Source organism: Variovorax sp. Root318D1 (assembly GCF_001424835.1).
In the GTDB taxonomy this organism is placed as follows: domain Bacteria; phylum Pseudomonadota; class Gammaproteobacteria; order Burkholderiales; family Burkholderiaceae_C; genus Variovorax.
Genome location: NZ_LMCQ01000023.1, coordinates 61,421 through 76,403 on the forward strand (window position 1 = coordinate 61,421; position 14,983 = coordinate 76,403).

The 14,983-nt window shown below is 66.4% G+C and carries 13 protein-coding genes; all 13 read right to left on the reverse strand.

Annotated features, from left to right (window positions below; all coding sequences use genetic code 11):
* Positions 1-21 precede the first annotated feature (21 nt).
* A complete protein-coding gene (locus tag ASC78_RS21290; protein WP_055805909.1) occupies positions 22-306 on the reverse strand; it encodes a hypothetical protein in 285 nt (94 codons plus the stop codon).
* Between the two features lie 10 nt (positions 307-316).
* Complete coding sequence (locus ASC78_RS21295; protein WP_055805912.1) at positions 317-1,855, reverse strand: mannose-1-phosphate guanylyltransferase/mannose-6-phosphate isomerase; 1,539 nt, start codon at positions 1,853-1,855, stop codon at positions 317-319.
* 38 nt (positions 1,856-1,893) lie between these two features.
* Positions 1,894-2,685 carry a LuxR C-terminal-related transcriptional regulator gene (locus ASC78_RS21300; RefSeq protein WP_055805914.1) on the reverse strand — a complete coding sequence of 264 codons (792 nt, stop codon included), beginning with the start codon at positions 2,683-2,685 and terminating at the stop codon, positions 1,894-1,896.
* 81 nt (positions 2,686-2,766) lie between these two features.
* Positions 2,767-4,014 (reverse strand): glycosyltransferase WbuB, encoded by a 1,248-nt coding sequence (locus tag ASC78_RS21305; RefSeq protein ID WP_055805916.1) that lies wholly within the window; start codon positions 4,012-4,014, stop codon positions 2,767-2,769.
* Positions 4,011-5,276, reverse strand: a complete 1,266-nt coding sequence (locus ASC78_RS21310; RefSeq protein WP_055805918.1) for a lipopolysaccharide biosynthesis protein — start codon at positions 5,274-5,276, stop codon at positions 4,011-4,013. The genes ASC78_RS21305 and ASC78_RS21310 overlap by 4 nt, the downstream gene beginning before the upstream one ends.
* Before the next feature lie 29 nt (positions 5,277-5,305).
* Entirely contained in the window at positions 5,306-6,244 is a 939-nt protein-coding gene (locus ASC78_RS21315) for a hypothetical protein (RefSeq protein WP_055805920.1), read from the reverse strand.
* Positions 6,241-7,221 carry a hypothetical protein gene (locus ASC78_RS21320; RefSeq protein WP_055805922.1) on the reverse strand — a complete coding sequence of 327 codons (981 nt, stop codon included), beginning with the start codon at positions 7,219-7,221 and terminating at the stop codon, positions 6,241-6,243. Before ASC78_RS21320 ends, ASC78_RS21315 begins: the two co-directional genes overlap by 4 nt.
* Positions 7,218-8,342 carry a glycosyltransferase gene (locus ASC78_RS21325; protein ID WP_055805925.1) on the reverse strand — a complete coding sequence of 375 codons (1,125 nt, stop codon included), beginning with the start codon at positions 8,340-8,342 and terminating at the stop codon, positions 7,218-7,220. Before ASC78_RS21325 ends, ASC78_RS21320 begins: the two co-directional genes overlap by 4 nt.
* 8 nt (positions 8,343-8,350) lie before the next feature.
* Positions 8,351-9,679 (reverse strand): hypothetical protein, encoded by a 1,329-nt coding sequence (locus ASC78_RS21330; protein WP_055805927.1) that lies wholly within the window; start codon positions 9,677-9,679, stop codon positions 8,351-8,353.
* Positions 9,680-9,723: 44 nt separating this feature from the next.
* Positions 9,724-10,701: a GDP-L-fucose synthase family protein gene (locus ASC78_RS21335; protein WP_055805930.1), complete on the reverse strand. Its 978-nt coding sequence runs from the start codon at positions 10,699-10,701 to the stop codon at positions 9,724-9,726.
* A 63-nt stretch (positions 10,702-10,764) separates the two neighbouring features.
* Positions 10,765-11,427: a sugar transferase gene (locus ASC78_RS21340; RefSeq protein WP_055805933.1), complete on the reverse strand. Its 663-nt coding sequence runs from the start codon at positions 11,425-11,427 to the stop codon at positions 10,765-10,767.
* Entirely contained in the window at positions 11,424-13,718 is a 2,295-nt protein-coding gene (locus ASC78_RS21345) for a polysaccharide biosynthesis tyrosine autokinase (RefSeq protein ID WP_055805935.1), read from the reverse strand. The genes ASC78_RS21340 and ASC78_RS21345 overlap by 4 nt, the downstream gene beginning before the upstream one ends.
* Positions 13,719-13,779: 61 nt before the next feature.
* The gene (locus ASC78_RS21350) at positions 13,780-14,967 is read right to left on the reverse strand and encodes a polysaccharide biosynthesis/export family protein (RefSeq protein ID WP_055805938.1); all 1,188 of its coding nucleotides are present in this window, start codon (positions 14,965-14,967) and stop codon (positions 13,780-13,782) included.
* Between the last annotated feature and the right edge of the window lie 16 nt (positions 14,968-14,983).

The window sequence follows — 14,983 nt, forward strand, 5'->3', positions numbered from 1 at the left end:
GAGGTTCGCGGCCTCGGCCCGTCAGTCGAGCCGGACCTCGAAATATGCTTCGTCGGCTTCGCCCAGCGCGCGAAAGCCTGCTGTCTTGGCGGCTTGGTAGGCCTTGGCCCAGCTCGCCGCCAGGGCGATCTCGTCTTTCGTGAGCTCGTCGGCGCTCGACTCGCTGGCGTTCTCGAAGGCTTTCAGCGCCGGCTCCACGCCATCGCCCAGCAGCTTGTCGAGTTCGCGCCGAAAACGCGCCTGCGCCGCGGAAATGACTTCGGCCGGCGCATCGGGAAAGTCGATCAGGTTCACTGTATAGCTCATGGCGCGGATGCTACGTGATGGCGATGGGGCCTGCCGCCATCGCGGGTTGCATGGCTTCGGCGCCGGCACCCGCATTCACATCCGCATGAACCACGGCGGGCAGCGGCGCCGGCTCCGCTTCACCGCGCGTCCTGATGGCAGCACACCGGCCGTAGGTGTCGTCGAAGCGCACGATGTCGTCCTCGCCCAGGTAGCCGCCGGTCTGCACCTCGATCACCTCCAGCATCGTCTTGCCGGGGTTCTCCAGCCGGTGGATGGCGCCCAGGGGCAGGTAGATGGATTCGTTCTCCCGCACAAGGGTGACCTGCCCGTCGCAGGTGGCCTTGGCCGTGCCCTGCACCACGATCCAGTGTTCGGCGCGGTGGTGATGCATTTGCAGCGACAGCTTGCCGCCGGGCTTGACGGTGAGCCGCTTAACCTGGAAGCGGTCGCCAAAGTCGAGGCGGTCGTATGCGCCCCATGGCCTGACCACGCGCCTGTGTTCGGTCGCTTCGGCCTTGCCGTCCTGCGTGAGCATGCGCACCACGTCGCCGACCTGCTGGGCACAGTCCGCGCTGGCCACCAGCACGGCATCCGGCGTGTCCACGATGATCAGGTTGTCGGTGCCCAGGGCCACCACCGGCCGGTAGGGCGCATGGATGAAGGTATTTTTCGAACGCAGGGTGCTGGCCCGGCCACTCAGCCGGTTGCCGGCGCTGTCCGCCGGATGCAGTGCGGCGACCGCGTTCCAGCTGCCGACGTCGCTCCAGTTGCCGTTGAACTTCACGACTGCGATGTCCGGGTGCTTTTCGAGCACCGCATAGTCGATGCTGTCGCTGCGGCAAGCCTCGAAGGCCTCGCGGTCCAGCCGGTCGAAACTCCCGTCGCACGAGGCGGCGGCGGTGGCGCGCTCGCAGGCCTCCAGGATGTCAGGGGCGTGCGTGCGCAGCGCCCCAATGAGCACGCTGGCCTTGGCCAGGAAGATGCCGGCGTTCCAGCAGTAGCCGCCGTGCAGGATCAGCAGTTCGGCCACGTCCGCCGTCGGCTTCTCGACGAAGCGCACCACGGCGCGGCTGTGGCCATCGTCCGATGGCGCGCCCGCCTCGATGTAGCCGTAAGCCGTGCTGGCAAAGGTGGGCGACACGCCAAAGGTGACGATCTGCCCAGCCAGCGCGGCCTCGACGCCGCTGCGTATGGTCTGCGCAAAGAGCGCCGTGTCAGGAATGTGATGGTCGGCCGGCGCAAACAGCAGCAGGTCGTCCTCGCCCGCAAGCAGTGCGGCCGCGGCCATGGCGGCGGCCGTGTTGCGCGCCACCGGCTCCAGGATCTGCCGGCCCGTGGCGCCAGCCTTGTCCACTGCCTCCCGCACCAGGAAGCGATGCTCCTCCGATGCGATGCAGGTGATGTTCTTGTTCAAGCTGCCCAGACGCTCCAGCGTCAGTTGCAGCAGGCTCTTGTCGCCGATGAGCGGCGCGAACTGCTTGGGCAGCGTCTTGCGCGAGAGCGGCCACAGGCGTGTGCCGCTGCCGCCGCAGAGCACTACGGGATGGATGGTGGGGGTGTCGTTCACGGTGTCCGTCCTTCCTTGTTTGAAGTGATGGCGCTCGGTCAGAGCTGGCCCGTGTGCGTGGCCAGGCTGACCGCCTGCGCGCGCGAATGCACGTGCAGCTTCTTGTAGATGTTCTTTATGTGGGCATTGACCGTCTGCCCCGAGATGCCGAGCCGCAGGCTGATCTCCTTGGAGACGTAGCCGCGCGCCACGCATCGCAGCACCTCGCGTTCCCGCGCGGTCAGCGTCGCCTCGCGCACCGGGATTTCCATGGCCGGCGGTTCGACTCCGCCGCCTTGGGTCATGCGCGTAAGCAGCCGGCGCGCCAGCTTCGGCGTGATGGCTGCGCCGCCGTTGACCACTTGCAACACGGCCTGGGCAAAGCTCTGGAGCCATGCATGCTTGAGCAGGTAGCCGGTGGCGCCGAGCTCCAGCGCATGAATCACGTGGGCATCGTCCTCCAGGGCCGAGATCACGATGATTTCGCAGTGGCGCTGCAGCTTGCGCGCCTCTCGGATGAGGTCGAAACCCGACCCGTCGCCCAGCCGCAGGTCGACCATCAGCACATCGAACTCGTGGGTCGCCAAAAGGCGGCGGCCGTCGCGGACGCTGCCGGCTTGCCCTTCGAGCTGGATGCGCAGGTCGGACAGCAGCTCCTGCGCGATCACTCGCCGCATGAATTCATCGTCGTCGACGAGCAGCACGCGCACCGGCGAATCTTCCTGCCCGGTCAGGAAGTGCGGCCACAACGGCTCCGGCGGCGGGCAGACGCCAGACGAGTAGTTCGTGCGGCGTTCGGGCGCGCGGCCGAAATCCGAAACGCCGGAGGAATTCGAAGTGGTGTCGGACATGTGGAATACCCAGGTTGGAGTTATGAGAGGGCTGCTGCGTATGTGTCGACGTGGTGGTGTTGTCGTTTGGAAGTTGCGCTCTCAGTCCGCGAGACAGCGCAGCAGCTCCTTCTCGAGGCGCAGCAGGATGGCGTTTCGATCCAGCTCCGATTCGGCAAATGACCGGCCGGCAGCGCCCATGGTTTCGCGCTGCGAGCGCGAGGCTGCGAGCTTGGCGATGGCATCGGACAGCGCATCCGCATCGCCAGGCGCAACCACCAGGCCGCGGCCGGCCACCACGTTGCTCAGTTCGGTGCCCTCATGGGCCGTGACGATCACCGCCTTGCCGCTCGCGAGCATGCCGCCCAGCTTCGAGGGCATCACCAGGTCGGCCGCGTCGGCGCGCTGCGGCAGCACGTGGATGTCGGCCATGCCCAGCAGTTCGTTGAGCCGCTCGGCCGGTTGCAGATCCAGAAAATGCACACGCTCCAGGTTGGCGCAGGCGGTCTTCAACCCCTCGCGGCTCGGCCCGTTGCCGCAGAGCACGAAGTGAATGTGGCTGGCCGCAGCCAGCTGCCGCGCCGCATCGGCCAGCAGCTCGATGCCCTGCTTGTTGCCCAGGCTGCCCGCATAGAGCACCACCACCGCGTCGGCCGGAATACCGAGCATGGTGCGGTAGCCGTTCACGGGCTCGCACGTGTCCGATGCGCCGGCCGTATGCGGGTAGATCGAGCGCACGTCCACCCAGTTGGGAAGCAGCACCAGCCGTGTTTCGTCGATGCCCTTGTCCCTGGCCTTGTCCAGCATCGCTGCGGAAATGGTCGAGACCCGGTTGAAGCGGCCGAGCAGCCAGCGCTCGACCGAGAGCGCGAAACGGCGCACCCGCGCACCGCGCACCAGGCCCAGGCCGAAGGCGGCGTCCACCTCGTAGTCCTGGATGTGCAGCCACGACTTGATGCCGAGCATGCGAGAGAAGAAGAGCACGGTCGGCGCGCAGAAGAGCGGCGGCTCGACCACGAAGACCACGTCAGGCCGCCAGCGGATCTGCGCGAAGAGCAGCGGCATGCTCGACAGCATGAAAGAGAAGAGGTGGGCCATGCGTGCCAGCGCACGCGGCCGCGCCGGCACCCAGGTCGGTGCGCGCCAGACCGTGATGCCGTCGCAGACAGTCTTGCGGTAGGCCCAGGCCGAATGTCCTTCGAACGGCGCCCAGTTCGGAAAGAAGGGCGGCGAGGCAATCACGCGGACATCGTGGCCCTTGGCGTGCAGCCACTGCGCCATCTCGCCCGAATACTTTCCAATGCCCACCAGCTCGGGCGTGAAGTTCATGGAATAGAGAAGAATTTTCATGACTGCTTTGTGGGAGAACCGCGAACCAGCCGCACGAGGGGAAAGAAGCCGAGCAATGCACGCATCCGCACCTCGTAGAGCGCGAGATCGGAAAAAGCGGCAATGAAGAACACATAGTGCGGCTTGCCCGGAAACACAGCGACGACGACGGCGTACGACAGCAGCCGCAGCGCCACCTCGGCCATCGCCCAGTACCCGAGCGTGCTCACCGGCGTCTTGAGCGCGAGCAGCATCTCGTGGTGGACCGTGTAGGTGCGCAGCAGGAAGTAGGGTGCGATGCACAGGAAGATCTCGAGCGCTTCGCGGCCGACCTTCAGCAGCGGCGCGGCGACCGTGATCAGCACTGCGAGCACTGCAAAGAGAACGCAGCCAAGCAAGAACGAGTGCTTCGCCAGCTGCAGTTGCGAGTGGTCGAACTTGCTGGCATCGCTGCCCAGCATGGCCCGCGTCTTGGTATAGAGAAAAGCCTGCACGAACTGCGACGGCGCCTCCGCCAGCAAGAAGGCGATCTTGAATGCGCCCACATAGCCGAGCGGCATGAAGAAGGCCACCACCAGAAGGTCCGACTTGCGAAGCAGGAACATCAGGAGCGAATAGACGGTAGCGCTGCCCTGCGATGCCAAGCCGAGCACGGCGCTTCCTCGCGGCGGCCCCGCGGCCCAGCCCACATGCATGCAGGCAGCGCCCACCACCAGGAAGGCCAGCAGGTTGATGAGCAGCAGGTCCGCCACGCGCAACTCGAAACCCAGGGTGGCAAGGGCCGCGACACCGAGCACCAGAATGGTCGAGCGGATGCCGGCCTCCAGGTTGAGCAGGCCCGAGAAGCCCAGGCCCCGGCTGTAGGAAAGGCGAAGGCTGATGAAGGCGAACACCGAGAGGGTTGCCACGATCAGCAGGAACGGCAGGTCGCCCACGGCCGCGCGCTGGAGCGTCAGGATGGCAGCCACCAGCAGCGTGGCCAGCGGAAGACCGATGGCCAGCGTGCGCACCACGTCGCCGCGGCGCACGCCTGGCGGCACGCTGGCCGCGTTGCGCGAGAAAAGCAGCCCGCTGCCCAGCGTTGCCACCACCAGCGCCACCTCCAGCAACGACTGGTAGATCGAGTATTGGCCAAAGTCCGCTGGCGAGACATACGCCGCCATCAGAAAGACGGCCAGGAACCCCGACAGGTACACGTAGAGCCGCGAAGCCAGCGCGCCCAGCCCCCGAAACTGCACGGTGCGCATGCCTGCGAGGCTGAAGGTGCGGTGGAGCGGGTTCATGGGTGTGCGTGGTTGCGTTCAGCCGGGTGTCATTTGGGCGCCGTAGCGTCCGCAAGGCGGCCGTCGCCCGGCGCGCGCGATGCGATCAGGCCGCGGCCGAAAGCCCAGTTCTTGAAGCGGCGCGCCATGTGAACCAGATACGTGATCACCCCCACCAGGCGCACTCGGCCGCCCAGCACGAGCGGCATCGCGATCTTCGCGCTGCCCTGGAAGTGCAGCGCCAGCGCAGTCACCATCTCGCCCGCGGGCGTGACGAGGCAGGGCTGCCCGTCGACGAACTCCAGGCGCTTGGCGCCCCCGCGGACCTGGAACTCGTGGTGCCGCAGGTTGCGTCCGCCGTTGATGTTGTGGTCGATCACGCGCCCGCCGAACACCCGGTTGATGGGCGCCATGTGGCCGCTGGCTTGCGCCCAGAGATGGAGCAGGGTCATGTCCGACACGCCGCCGCGTTCGCCGCGGTTGGCGAACCGCATCGCAATGGCGCGCAGCTTTCGGCGACCGGAATGCGTTGCATAGGTGTTGAGCACGAACGCGATGAAGCGCTGCAGGCCCGCCGCGGTCCAGTAGCTCACGTGGGGCGATATCTGGCACGGGTCCCAGCCATCGTCGGGGTGCATCAGCGAGCCGCAGAAATCCGCCTTGCCGGCCACGCGGCGGATGTGTGCGCCGATGCCGCGGAACAGCAGCACGTCGCTGTCGATCAGCACGAATTCCTGGCATTCGGGATGGCCCTCCAGATATTCGGCCAGGAGGAAGTAGCGCCGGAAGCAGACCTTCTCGAACTCCGGCGTATTGCTCGACATGTGCACGTAGCTGCTGCACAGGCGCTCGTAGCCGGGGCCGCCGTCGGTGCCGGACAGCACGACAAGTGATTCGCTGGCCCGAGCCGCGGATTCGCGGCACAGCGACAGCGTCTTGTTCTGGCGGTCTTCCACCACGATGAAGAGAAGGGGGTTGTTGATGGTCATGGTTGGCGAAGGTTGGTAGTGAGTGCCAAGGCTCGGTTGCGAGGCGCCGTGGCGCTGCGGATCAGCGCCACGTGCGAGGGGAGAAAGCGGAAATCGGCGTCCAGCGGCAGGTCGAGCGTGAACAGGCCGCCGCGCGCGTTCGCGTTGGCGATCCAGCCGCGCACCTGATCGGCCGTGAAGCGCGGCGGCGTCGGCCGGCCCCACGAGGCGCCAAGGGGCGTCAGCAGATGGAAGGTCAACCCGGTTTGCGCTCCCGCGGGATGCGCCGGAGGCTGCATGAACTCGCCGGCCATGAGGTTCTGGCACGGCGCCGCCTTGACGCTGAAGCGCTCGGGGCCTTCGCCGGCATTGAAGGCCAGCCAGCGTTTTGTGGCCCCGCTGAGCGCGGCGCCGCACAGTGCGTTCCAGCCTTCGGCCGACACGCCCGTGGTGTTGTAGACACCGTCGAACCACCAGCCGCTGGCCAGCGGACCGTAGCGTTCCGACCAGTCGCGGATCACCGCCGACCAACGCGCGATAAAGGCTGCGGGCGGCGGCTTCTGCTCCGAGATGTCGCCCAGGCAGTCCATCAGGTAGGGGTCTGACTGCGGTGCGCGAAACGGCAGGTACAGCACCATCGCAATGCCGCGGGCGCGCAGCGCGCGGCCGATCTCGAGCGGCAGGTCGCGCGGCGGCCGGTTCGCTGCGCTTTGCGGGCACATCCGCTCCAACGCGGCATTGGGAGCGATGTACTGGCCATTGTTCTGCCCGAGCGTGAGGATGAGATGGGACGCGCGCATCTGGCCCAGTGAGTCGGCGAAGGCATCGACGTCGAAGCGTGCGACGTCGGCAATCGAATGCTTGTCGGGCAGGTAGTGCACCATCACGCCGAAGCCGGGCGCGGTGTTGGCCGATGCCGCGGACGCCGCCAGGACCGAACACGGCAGCAGCCATGCCGAGAGCAGCCGGCGAAGAACGTGCAAGCGATTCTTCGTCATTGCACCGCCCCGGCAAGCGAGACGGCCTCGCGCTTGAGCGTGAGATAGCGCCGGGCCACGGTGCCGGGCGCGCAGGCTTCGGCATGCAACCAGGCTGGCTTCATCTCGCGATGGTCGGCCAGGTACTGCGACAGCTCGTCAAGATCGCAGTGCTCGCTGCCGACGAAGAATGCGTAGCCGCCGAACAGCTCCCGGTGCACCGGGATGTCAGAGAGCAGGAGCGGCACGCCCAGCGTGGCCGCTTCGGCGGCGGAGAGATTGAACCCCTCGAAGGCGGACAGCGAGATGAAAGCCTCCGCGCCGCAATAGAGCTGGGTCAGTTCCTTGCGCGGAACCAGCCCCCGGTGCCGGACGCAGCTGCTGATTTCGGGCCCCATGGAGGCGGCCATCCGTTTCACTTCGACCGCGCCGTTGCCGGTGATGTCCAGCCAATCGACGAGGCCCGCGCGCTTCATGCGTTCGAAGAGCTTGAGGGTGCCGATGAAGTTCTTGTGCGGGTAGTAGTGGTAGGACGCGATCAGGTAGCGTTCGCCGGCGGACGCCGTGCCCTTCGGCGCAGCGGGCGTAGCGGACGTAGTGGGCGTAGCGGGCGCGGCCGGAGCCGGCATGCGCGTGGCATCCACCGGGTTGAAGATCACCGTCGCGTGTTCGCAGTGCTTGAAGTGGCGTTCGAAATCGTGCTGGCTGCTCCGGCTGATGAAGACCACGTCGGCCTGGCTGTGCGCGGCGCGCCAGAGGCACCAGTCGAGCCACAGGCGCTTGGTGCGGCTGAAATTCTCGGGATAGACCTTGTATTGCAGATCGTGGACGATCACGATCGAGTCGCGGTGGCGCCCGAACAGCGTGAACGGCAGGAAGTAGTTCGGAAACAGCGAGAACACCTGCTCCCCGGTCACGAGCGCCCGCAGGCGGTGGTAGTTGTAGAGCAGTACCTCCACCACGAACCGGCTCACCTTCAGGCGCCGCGCCGCGGCAAAAAGGCGCGGATGCAGCTCGCTGACCGGAAGGATCCGATCGCCCTTGCAAAGCTGCATTCTCTTGAGCAGAAGATCGGCCACGTTCAGCACGCCGCCTGCGCTTCTGTTGAGCCGGATCGTGTCGTAGAACAGGTATTTGTACATGGCGAACCTCAGGTTGTGCGAGGGACGTAGGGCGATGCGGCGGGGCGTGGCCGGCGGAAGCGCGAACTCAGGACCCCCGCGAACGCTGCCGCCATCAACCCCGTCGCCGCGAAAGGTCCCCAACCCAGAATCGGGCCGCGCATGAAGGGCACGTACGCGGCCAGAAGTACCAGCGCGCAGAGATAGCTGCCCGACACCACGCCGCGCGGATCGACCAGCTTGTCCAGGTAGCGGGCGCCGGCCGAGATCAGGAGGCCGAGCAGCACCGGACCCGCCAGGCCGAAGTCGAAGAACGCGGTGGTGAACGGCGGCAGCGACAGGTTGGCCTGCGAGAAGTTGCCCAGGATGGAGGGCCATCCGAGCGGATCGAAATCCGGATACAGCTTCAGGTCGCGCGGCAGGAAGAACGAGAAGGCCGACAGCAGGTAGCGCCCCCATCCGAGCTCGGGGTCTGGCGCGCGCTCCAGGATGCCGGCAATGATGAACATCGCATCGAAGTCCTGGCTGTAGGGAAAGGTGGTGAGCGTTTCGCCCCAGAAGCTCCCGCGTGACACCAGGTTCAGCACCGGCCCCAGGCCCGCGATGGCGCCGAAAAGCAGCAGTGCCAGCGTCCAGCGCCGCCCGCGCCCAAAGAGATGGATGAGAAGCGGCAGCAAGCCGATCAACAGGATCTGCCTGGGTGTGTTGACCGGGTTCGCCGCAATGGCGGACAGCACCAGCGCGAAGCCCGCGGCGCTCCAGGACCAGATCGTGCGTTGGCGAAGGGCATGGATAGCCAGCGCCACGAAGCACATCAGCACGATGAGTTTGGGCAGCGTCGAATAGACGATGAAATCGACCGGAACGCTTTGTTCGTTCCCCACGTCGCCGCGCGCAATGAAGTTCAAGTCCGGGCGGATGAACAGCGACGCGAAGGCCGCGAGGATGCCGCTCAACAGCAGCAGCAGTGGGTGCGCTACGCCGGCCATCTGCGGTTCGGGCGTCGGCGTCCGCGTAGGGAAGGACTTCACCAGCGGCTCGGGCATGCCGAGCCGGGCCAGTTCCACACCCGCCATGTACAGCAGCAGAAGTGCCAGCGCCTGCGAGTGCGCGGGCGCGCCGATCACGCCTGCGTCCCAGAAGAAGACGTCGTCGGCAATCTGCATCGCCGGTGCGAGCGAGAAGTAGGTGAGCACCGTGGCGTAGTGCAGCAGCAGGAATACGCTGGCGCCCGGCGCCCGAAGCAGCGCAAGCTGCACGACCGACAGCACGCACAAGACCGCGTAGCCCCAGGCTGGGTCGGCCCAGCCGCACAGGAACGCAGCCGCGATGCCGAACCAGAAGCAGAGTGTTCTCATGGCGTGCCTTGCAAGTCGTTTGGGTGGAAGGGCAGGCGCGGGGCTCAGGCGTGCGCAATCTCCTGCACGGGCCGCAGCGCCTCCTGGTAGTCGGCATAGGTGCGGCGAAGCCCTTCGGCCAGCGGCACCGTGGCACGCCATCCGAGGCTGGCGGCGCACGACACCTCGAGCAGCTTTCTCGGCGCGCCGTCCGGCTGCGAGGTGTCGAACCGGATCCGGCCGCGGTAGCCGACAACCTCGCGGATCAGTTCCGCCAGCTCGGCGATCGACTGGTCCTGGCCCGCGCCCAGGTTGATGTGGGCGCACATCGGCGTGGTGTGCTGCTCGTACTCGGCCCGCGTCAGGTCCATCACCATGAGACAGCCGTCGGTCATGTCGTCCACATAGAGGAACTCGCGCTGGGCCCGGCCGGTGCCCCAGATGAGCACCTCGGGCGCGTCTTCCATCTTGGCGGCATGAAAGCGCCGGATCAGCGCCGGCACGACATGGCTGTTTTCGATGTGATAGTTGTCGCCCGGGCCGTACAGGTTGCACGGCATCACGCTGCGGTAATCGACGCCGTGGGAGGCGCCGTACTGCCGGTTGTAGCTTTCGCACAGCTTGATGCCAGCGATCTTGGCGATCGCGTAAGGTTCGTTCGTCGGCTCGAGCTTGCCACTAAGCAGCGCATGTTCGTGGATGGGCTGCTCGGTAAGCCGCGGGTAGATGCAGCTCGAGCCGAGGAACAGGAGACGCCTGACGCCCGCAAGGAACGCCTGGTGCGTGACATTGGCGGCAATCAGCAGGTTCTGGTAGATGAACTCCGCTGGATAGGTCATGTTGGCGTGGATGCCGCCAACCTTGGCCGCCGCAAGATAGATTTGATCGATGTGTTCGGTGGCGAAGAACTGGCGGACCGCCTCCTGGTTTAGCAGATCGAGTTCTTGGTGGCTGCGCGTGACGACCTCGTGCCCAAGGCCGCGCAACCGCTTCAGCAACGACTGGCCCACCATGCCGCGATGGCCTGCTACGTAGATACGCATACTGTTCTTTCGGTTGAGGGTTGAGATGTCGAAAAAAAGCAAACGCGATCCGCGGCGCCGTGCCTAGCTGGAGCCGTGCCCGCCGGCCACCACGCGAAAGGTCTTCAGCAAGATCACGATGTCCTGGGAGATGGAAAGCGTGGTCACGTAGTCCACGTCCATGGCCACCCGGCGCCGATAGCTGACCTCGTTGCGGCCGGAGATCTGCCACAGGCCCGTGATGCCGGGGCGCACGGAGCAGTAGTGGCCCCAGTACTCGCCGTACAGCTCCTTCTGCGCGAACATGCAGGGGCGCGGGCCGACCATGCTCATGTCGCCCTTGAGCACGTTCCAGAACTGCGGCAGCTCGTCGAGGCTGTACTTGCGCAGGAATGCGCCGAAGGGCGTGATGCGCGGGTCATGGTCGAGCTTCTGGTACATCTCCCATTGCCGGCGTGCCGCTTCGTTCTCGCGCAGGTAGCGCTCCAGGACCATGTCGGCATCCGGCACCATCGAGCGGAACTTGTAGAAGCTGAACACGTGTCCGCCGCGGCCGTAGCGCGGCTGCTTGTAGATCGCCGGGCTGCCGGAGGTCAGCATCACGCCGATCCATATCAGCGCATAGAGCCACCCGAAGAACAGGAAGAACCCGCTCGCCATCACGATGTCCGCGAGGCGCTTGGTACCCGTCAGCAGCCGCGAGTTGCCGCGCAGCTGCACGTGGGCGTCAGTTCGGATCGTGGTCATGATGGTGCCTTCGCTTTTGCTTGCGCAGGCGCGGGGAGCTCGGCCGGCGCGCCCGGGTAGTCATGCATCCTCAGCCGATAGCCGCCGAACCGGTAGCCCAGGCTGCCGTAGTAGCGGCGGCGCGTATCCAGTGCATTCAGCACCACGCCCTGGAAACGCGCGCCCACGTTCCGCAGCACCTTCGCGCTTTCGGACAGGTCGCCCAGCTCGTTCTCGCCAGCGCGCGCCACCATCAGCAGCGTGCCCATGGACGTGGCCATCTCTGCGGTTTCCGACGCGAGCAGCATGGGCGGCGTGTCGATGATCACTGTGTCGTAGCGCCCCGAAATCCGATCGAGCAACTTCACGAAGGCGTTGCACGTAAGCAGGGCCGTCGGGTCCAGGTGCAGCGCGCCGGTGGTGATGACGTCCAGGTTGGGCAGGACGCTCCGGTGGATGGCTTCGTCGAGTTCGACCGAGCCCAGGATCAGCTCCGACAGCCCGCCGCGGCGCTTGAGGCCGAAATGGGGTGCCAGGCTGCTGCGCCGCAGGTCGGCGTCGACGAGCAGCACGCGCCGGCCGCTGGAGGCGAGCACGGCCGCGAGGTTGGCCGACACGAAGGTCTTGCCGGCGCCCGGCGTGGCGCTCGAGATCATGATCCGGTTGTTCGGCGCAGCGGGCACGGCGAACTTCAGCGCTGTGCGCAGCCGCCGCAGTCCCTCCAGGGCCGGGTCGTCCGGTTGGATCGCAGCCAGCAGATGCACCCCGGGCTCGCCGCTGTGCACGGCGCGGTCCAGCAGGCGCTGCCGGGGGCTCAGCGGAACGGTGCTGTAGACGGTGAGGCCGGTGTAGGCCTCGATCTCGGCCGGGCTGGCGATGGTGTTGCGCCACGACCTGCGCATGAAGGCCGAGGCTGCTCCTGCGAACAGGCCCGCGAGCAGCGCGAGCGCCATCGTGATCACGGCCTTGGGGCGGATCGGCTTCTCGGGCACCACCGCCTGGTCGAGCACGCGGACGTTGCCGATCTTTCCTTCCTTCGCAAGACGCATCTGCAGCGAGCTGTTCAGAAGCGAGACGTACAGGTCGGTGTTCACCTTGATGTCGCGCTGCATGCGCAGCGCGTTCTGCTGCAGCTGCGGCATGCGGCGGATGCGCTGCTCCACCGAACCCAGCGCCTTCTTGAGCGAGGCGATCTGCGCATCGATCGTCTGCACGCTCGGGTCGCGGGCCGTGAAGCGCTCGGTGAGCTCGAGCCGCTTCTGGGTCGCGTCGAAGAGCTTCGCCTGCAGCTCGACGTTTTGCGACAGCGCGTTGCGAGCCTCGTCATCCAGGCTGATCGTTCCGTTCTGGTTGCGGTACTCGTTGTAGGTTTCCTCGGAATGCTCCAGCTGTTGCTTGAGCTTTGGCAACTCCGTGCCGAGGAAGTTGAGCGCGCGCTGGGCCTGCCCGGTCTTCTGATCGATGTTGGTCCGCACGTAAAGGCGCGCCACCTCGTTGAGCAGGTTGGCCAGCTGCTGCTGGTTGCCGTCGCGCCAGCTCACGTCCATGATCGAGGACTGCTTGCCTTTCTCGACCACGCGAAGGTCCTTCTGTAGTTCGAGCAGGGTGAGCTGCTTCGATTGGCGCACCAGCTCGAAGGCTGCGCCCGGCCGGCCCGCGATGGAGCCCACCAAGAGGCGGATTGGCCCGTGCGGCGTCGTCGCTTCGAGCGGCGTGCCGACCTTGCCCTCGAGCGCCGCGTCAAGTTTGGGGTGGGTGAGGGTGTAGGCGCCGTCCGCCTTTGCGGTCAAGAGGAAGCGCGTGCCTTCGAGATCGGCCGGCACGTCCATCTGCGCCACCACGATCTTCTCGGTGCCGCTGACGTAGCCTGAGAGGCCCGCGAAGCCGGGCTCGGACAGCGTCTTCGAATGACGCGCCAGCCAGGCGCCAACCACCGGGATGTAGTGCGGCTCGGCCTCGATGTACAGCTTGGTGTCCTCGATTGCCTGTTCGAGCACCAGGCGCGATTTCAGGATCTCGGCCTCGCCCGCAGTCGGTGTCTTGGCGTTCAGGGCGCTGCTGGCGGAGTCTCCGACCAGCGTGCCGCCCGAGCGATCGGAATCCTCGACCTGGATCAGCACGTTGGATTCGTACATGCGCGGGCCGAACATCGTGTAGGCCGCACCGATCAGCAACGCAACGGCGGTGATCTTCGCGATCCTCCATCGGCTGTCGAGCAGCAGATCCATATGCTCCCTGAGCCTCGATGGGGGACGGTCCGCGGCCACCGGTTCGGAAGGAGCGGGAATCAGGGGTTGCCAGTGCGCATTCATAGGATCACCTTTTGTGTGTTGCCTGGACAGATGGGGCGGAGTGGATGGGTGCGGGGCTCGCTCAGCGACGGCTGGCGGTGCCTCCGAGGTTCACAACCTGCGCGGCGGGAAGAATCAGGCTGATGACCCGGTTCCATCGCACCAGCGGCACGGGATCGATGTAGACCACGTCGCGTGGCCGCAGCTCGAAGCGGTCGGCCAGGGCCAGCGCCACAGGGTTCTTCGCATCGAGATGGAACACCTCCGGCACGTCGCCGGTGGAATTGCGGATGACGTAGATCTGACCCGGTTGCGAGGTGTTCAGCTCGGGGCCGCCAGCATCGCCCAGCGCCTCGTTCAGGGTCAGCCGGCCGTTGCGCATCAGCAGGGGCGATGGATTGCGGATCTCGCCCATCACATACACGCGGCTGTCCTCGCGGGTGCCGACGTTCACGATGTCGCCGCTCTGCATCGGGATGCGGCTCGCGTCGTAGCCGAAGCGCTGGAGCATCGGCAGGTCGAGCGCATAGGTGCGCTCACCGCGTGTCAGGGTCACTCGCGAGCGGTCGCCTCCCGCGTTGAAGCTGCCGGCGCGGTTGATCGCCTCGGCCAGCGTCATCGGTACGTCGGTAAAGATCTGCAGGCCCGGGGTGCGGACCTCGCCCTCCACGTACACGCGACGGCTGCGGTACGACTGGACCCTGACGCTCACCAGCGGATCCTTCACGAAGGGTGCGATCCGGCGCGAGATGAGGTCGGAAGCAGCGGCTTCCGTCAGGCCCTCGACCTTCGTGCGGCCGATGTAGGGAAAGCTGATCTCGCCCTGGCCATCGACGATGAAGCCCGGCGCCACGCTCACCCCGGTCGGATCCGACTGCTGCGAGATGACCGCGCCCGCATTGGGCATCAGCTCCGGGTGTCGGTAGACGACGATGCCCACTACGTCGCCCGGCCCGATGGTGTAGGCCGGCGCCTTGCCGAAGAGCTGCTGTACCTCGCCTGGCAAGGCCTGCGGTTTCTGCGCTGCCATGGTGCGGACCAGGTCGGGCGTGATGGCCACGATCTTCGGCTGCCCACTCGTCTCGGAGCCGGTCCAGCTCCCGCGGCCGGGATCGCTGAAGCCCGGTATCCCGCACCCCGCCAGGCACAGCGGCAGAAGCACGGCCGCGAGTCCGATCCGGGTTCGCATGCGCACGCGGGCGAGCGGCGGAGCCGTATCGGACGGGACGCGTGCAACGCGCAAGGAACCGGCTTGATCGAGGTGTGCCATGGTGTGTCCTTTGCTC

What these genes read in the sequence shown, in the direction of transcription:
- ASC78_RS21300 (WP_055805914.1), bottom strand. Translation starts at nt 2,685, where the DNA reads ATGTCCGACACCACTTCGAATTCCTCCGGCGTTTCGGATTTCGGCCGC.
- ASC78_RS21340 (WP_055805933.1), bottom strand. Translation starts at nt 11,427, where the DNA reads ATGACCACGATCCGAACTGACGCCCACGTGCAGCTGCGCGGCAACTCG.
- ASC78_RS21290 (WP_055805909.1), bottom strand. Translation starts at nt 306, where the DNA reads ATGAGCTATACAGTGAACCTGATCGACTTTCCCGATGCGCCGGCCGAA.
- ASC78_RS21310 (WP_055805918.1), bottom strand. Translation starts at nt 5,276, where the DNA reads ATGAACCCGCTCCACCGCACCTTCAGCCTCGCAGGCATGCGCACCGTG.
- ASC78_RS21335 (WP_055805930.1), bottom strand. Translation starts at nt 10,701, where the DNA reads ATGCGTATCTACGTAGCAGGCCATCGCGGCATGGTGGGCCAGTCGTTG.
- ASC78_RS21320 (WP_055805922.1), bottom strand. Translation starts at nt 7,221, where the DNA reads ATGACGAAGAATCGCTTGCACGTTCTTCGCCGGCTGCTCTCGGCATGG.
- ASC78_RS21315 (WP_055805920.1), bottom strand. Translation starts at nt 6,244, where the DNA reads ATGACCATCAACAACCCCCTTCTCTTCATCGTGGTGGAAGACCGCCAG.
- ASC78_RS21325 (WP_055805925.1), bottom strand. Translation starts at nt 8,342, where the DNA reads ATGTACAAATACCTGTTCTACGACACGATCCGGCTCAACAGAAGCGCA.
- ASC78_RS21305 (WP_055805916.1), bottom strand. Translation starts at nt 4,014, where the DNA reads ATGAAAATTCTTCTCTATTCCATGAACTTCACGCCCGAGCTGGTGGGC.
- ASC78_RS21345 (WP_055805935.1), bottom strand. Translation starts at nt 13,718, where the DNA reads ATGAATGCGCACTGGCAACCCCTGATTCCCGCTCCTTCCGAACCGGTG.
- ASC78_RS21350 (WP_055805938.1), bottom strand. Translation starts at nt 14,967, where the DNA reads ATGGCACACCTCGATCAAGCCGGTTCCTTGCGCGTTGCACGCGTCCCG.
- ASC78_RS21330 (WP_055805927.1), bottom strand. Translation starts at nt 9,679, where the DNA reads ATGAGAACACTCTGCTTCTGGTTCGGCATCGCGGCTGCGTTCCTGTGC.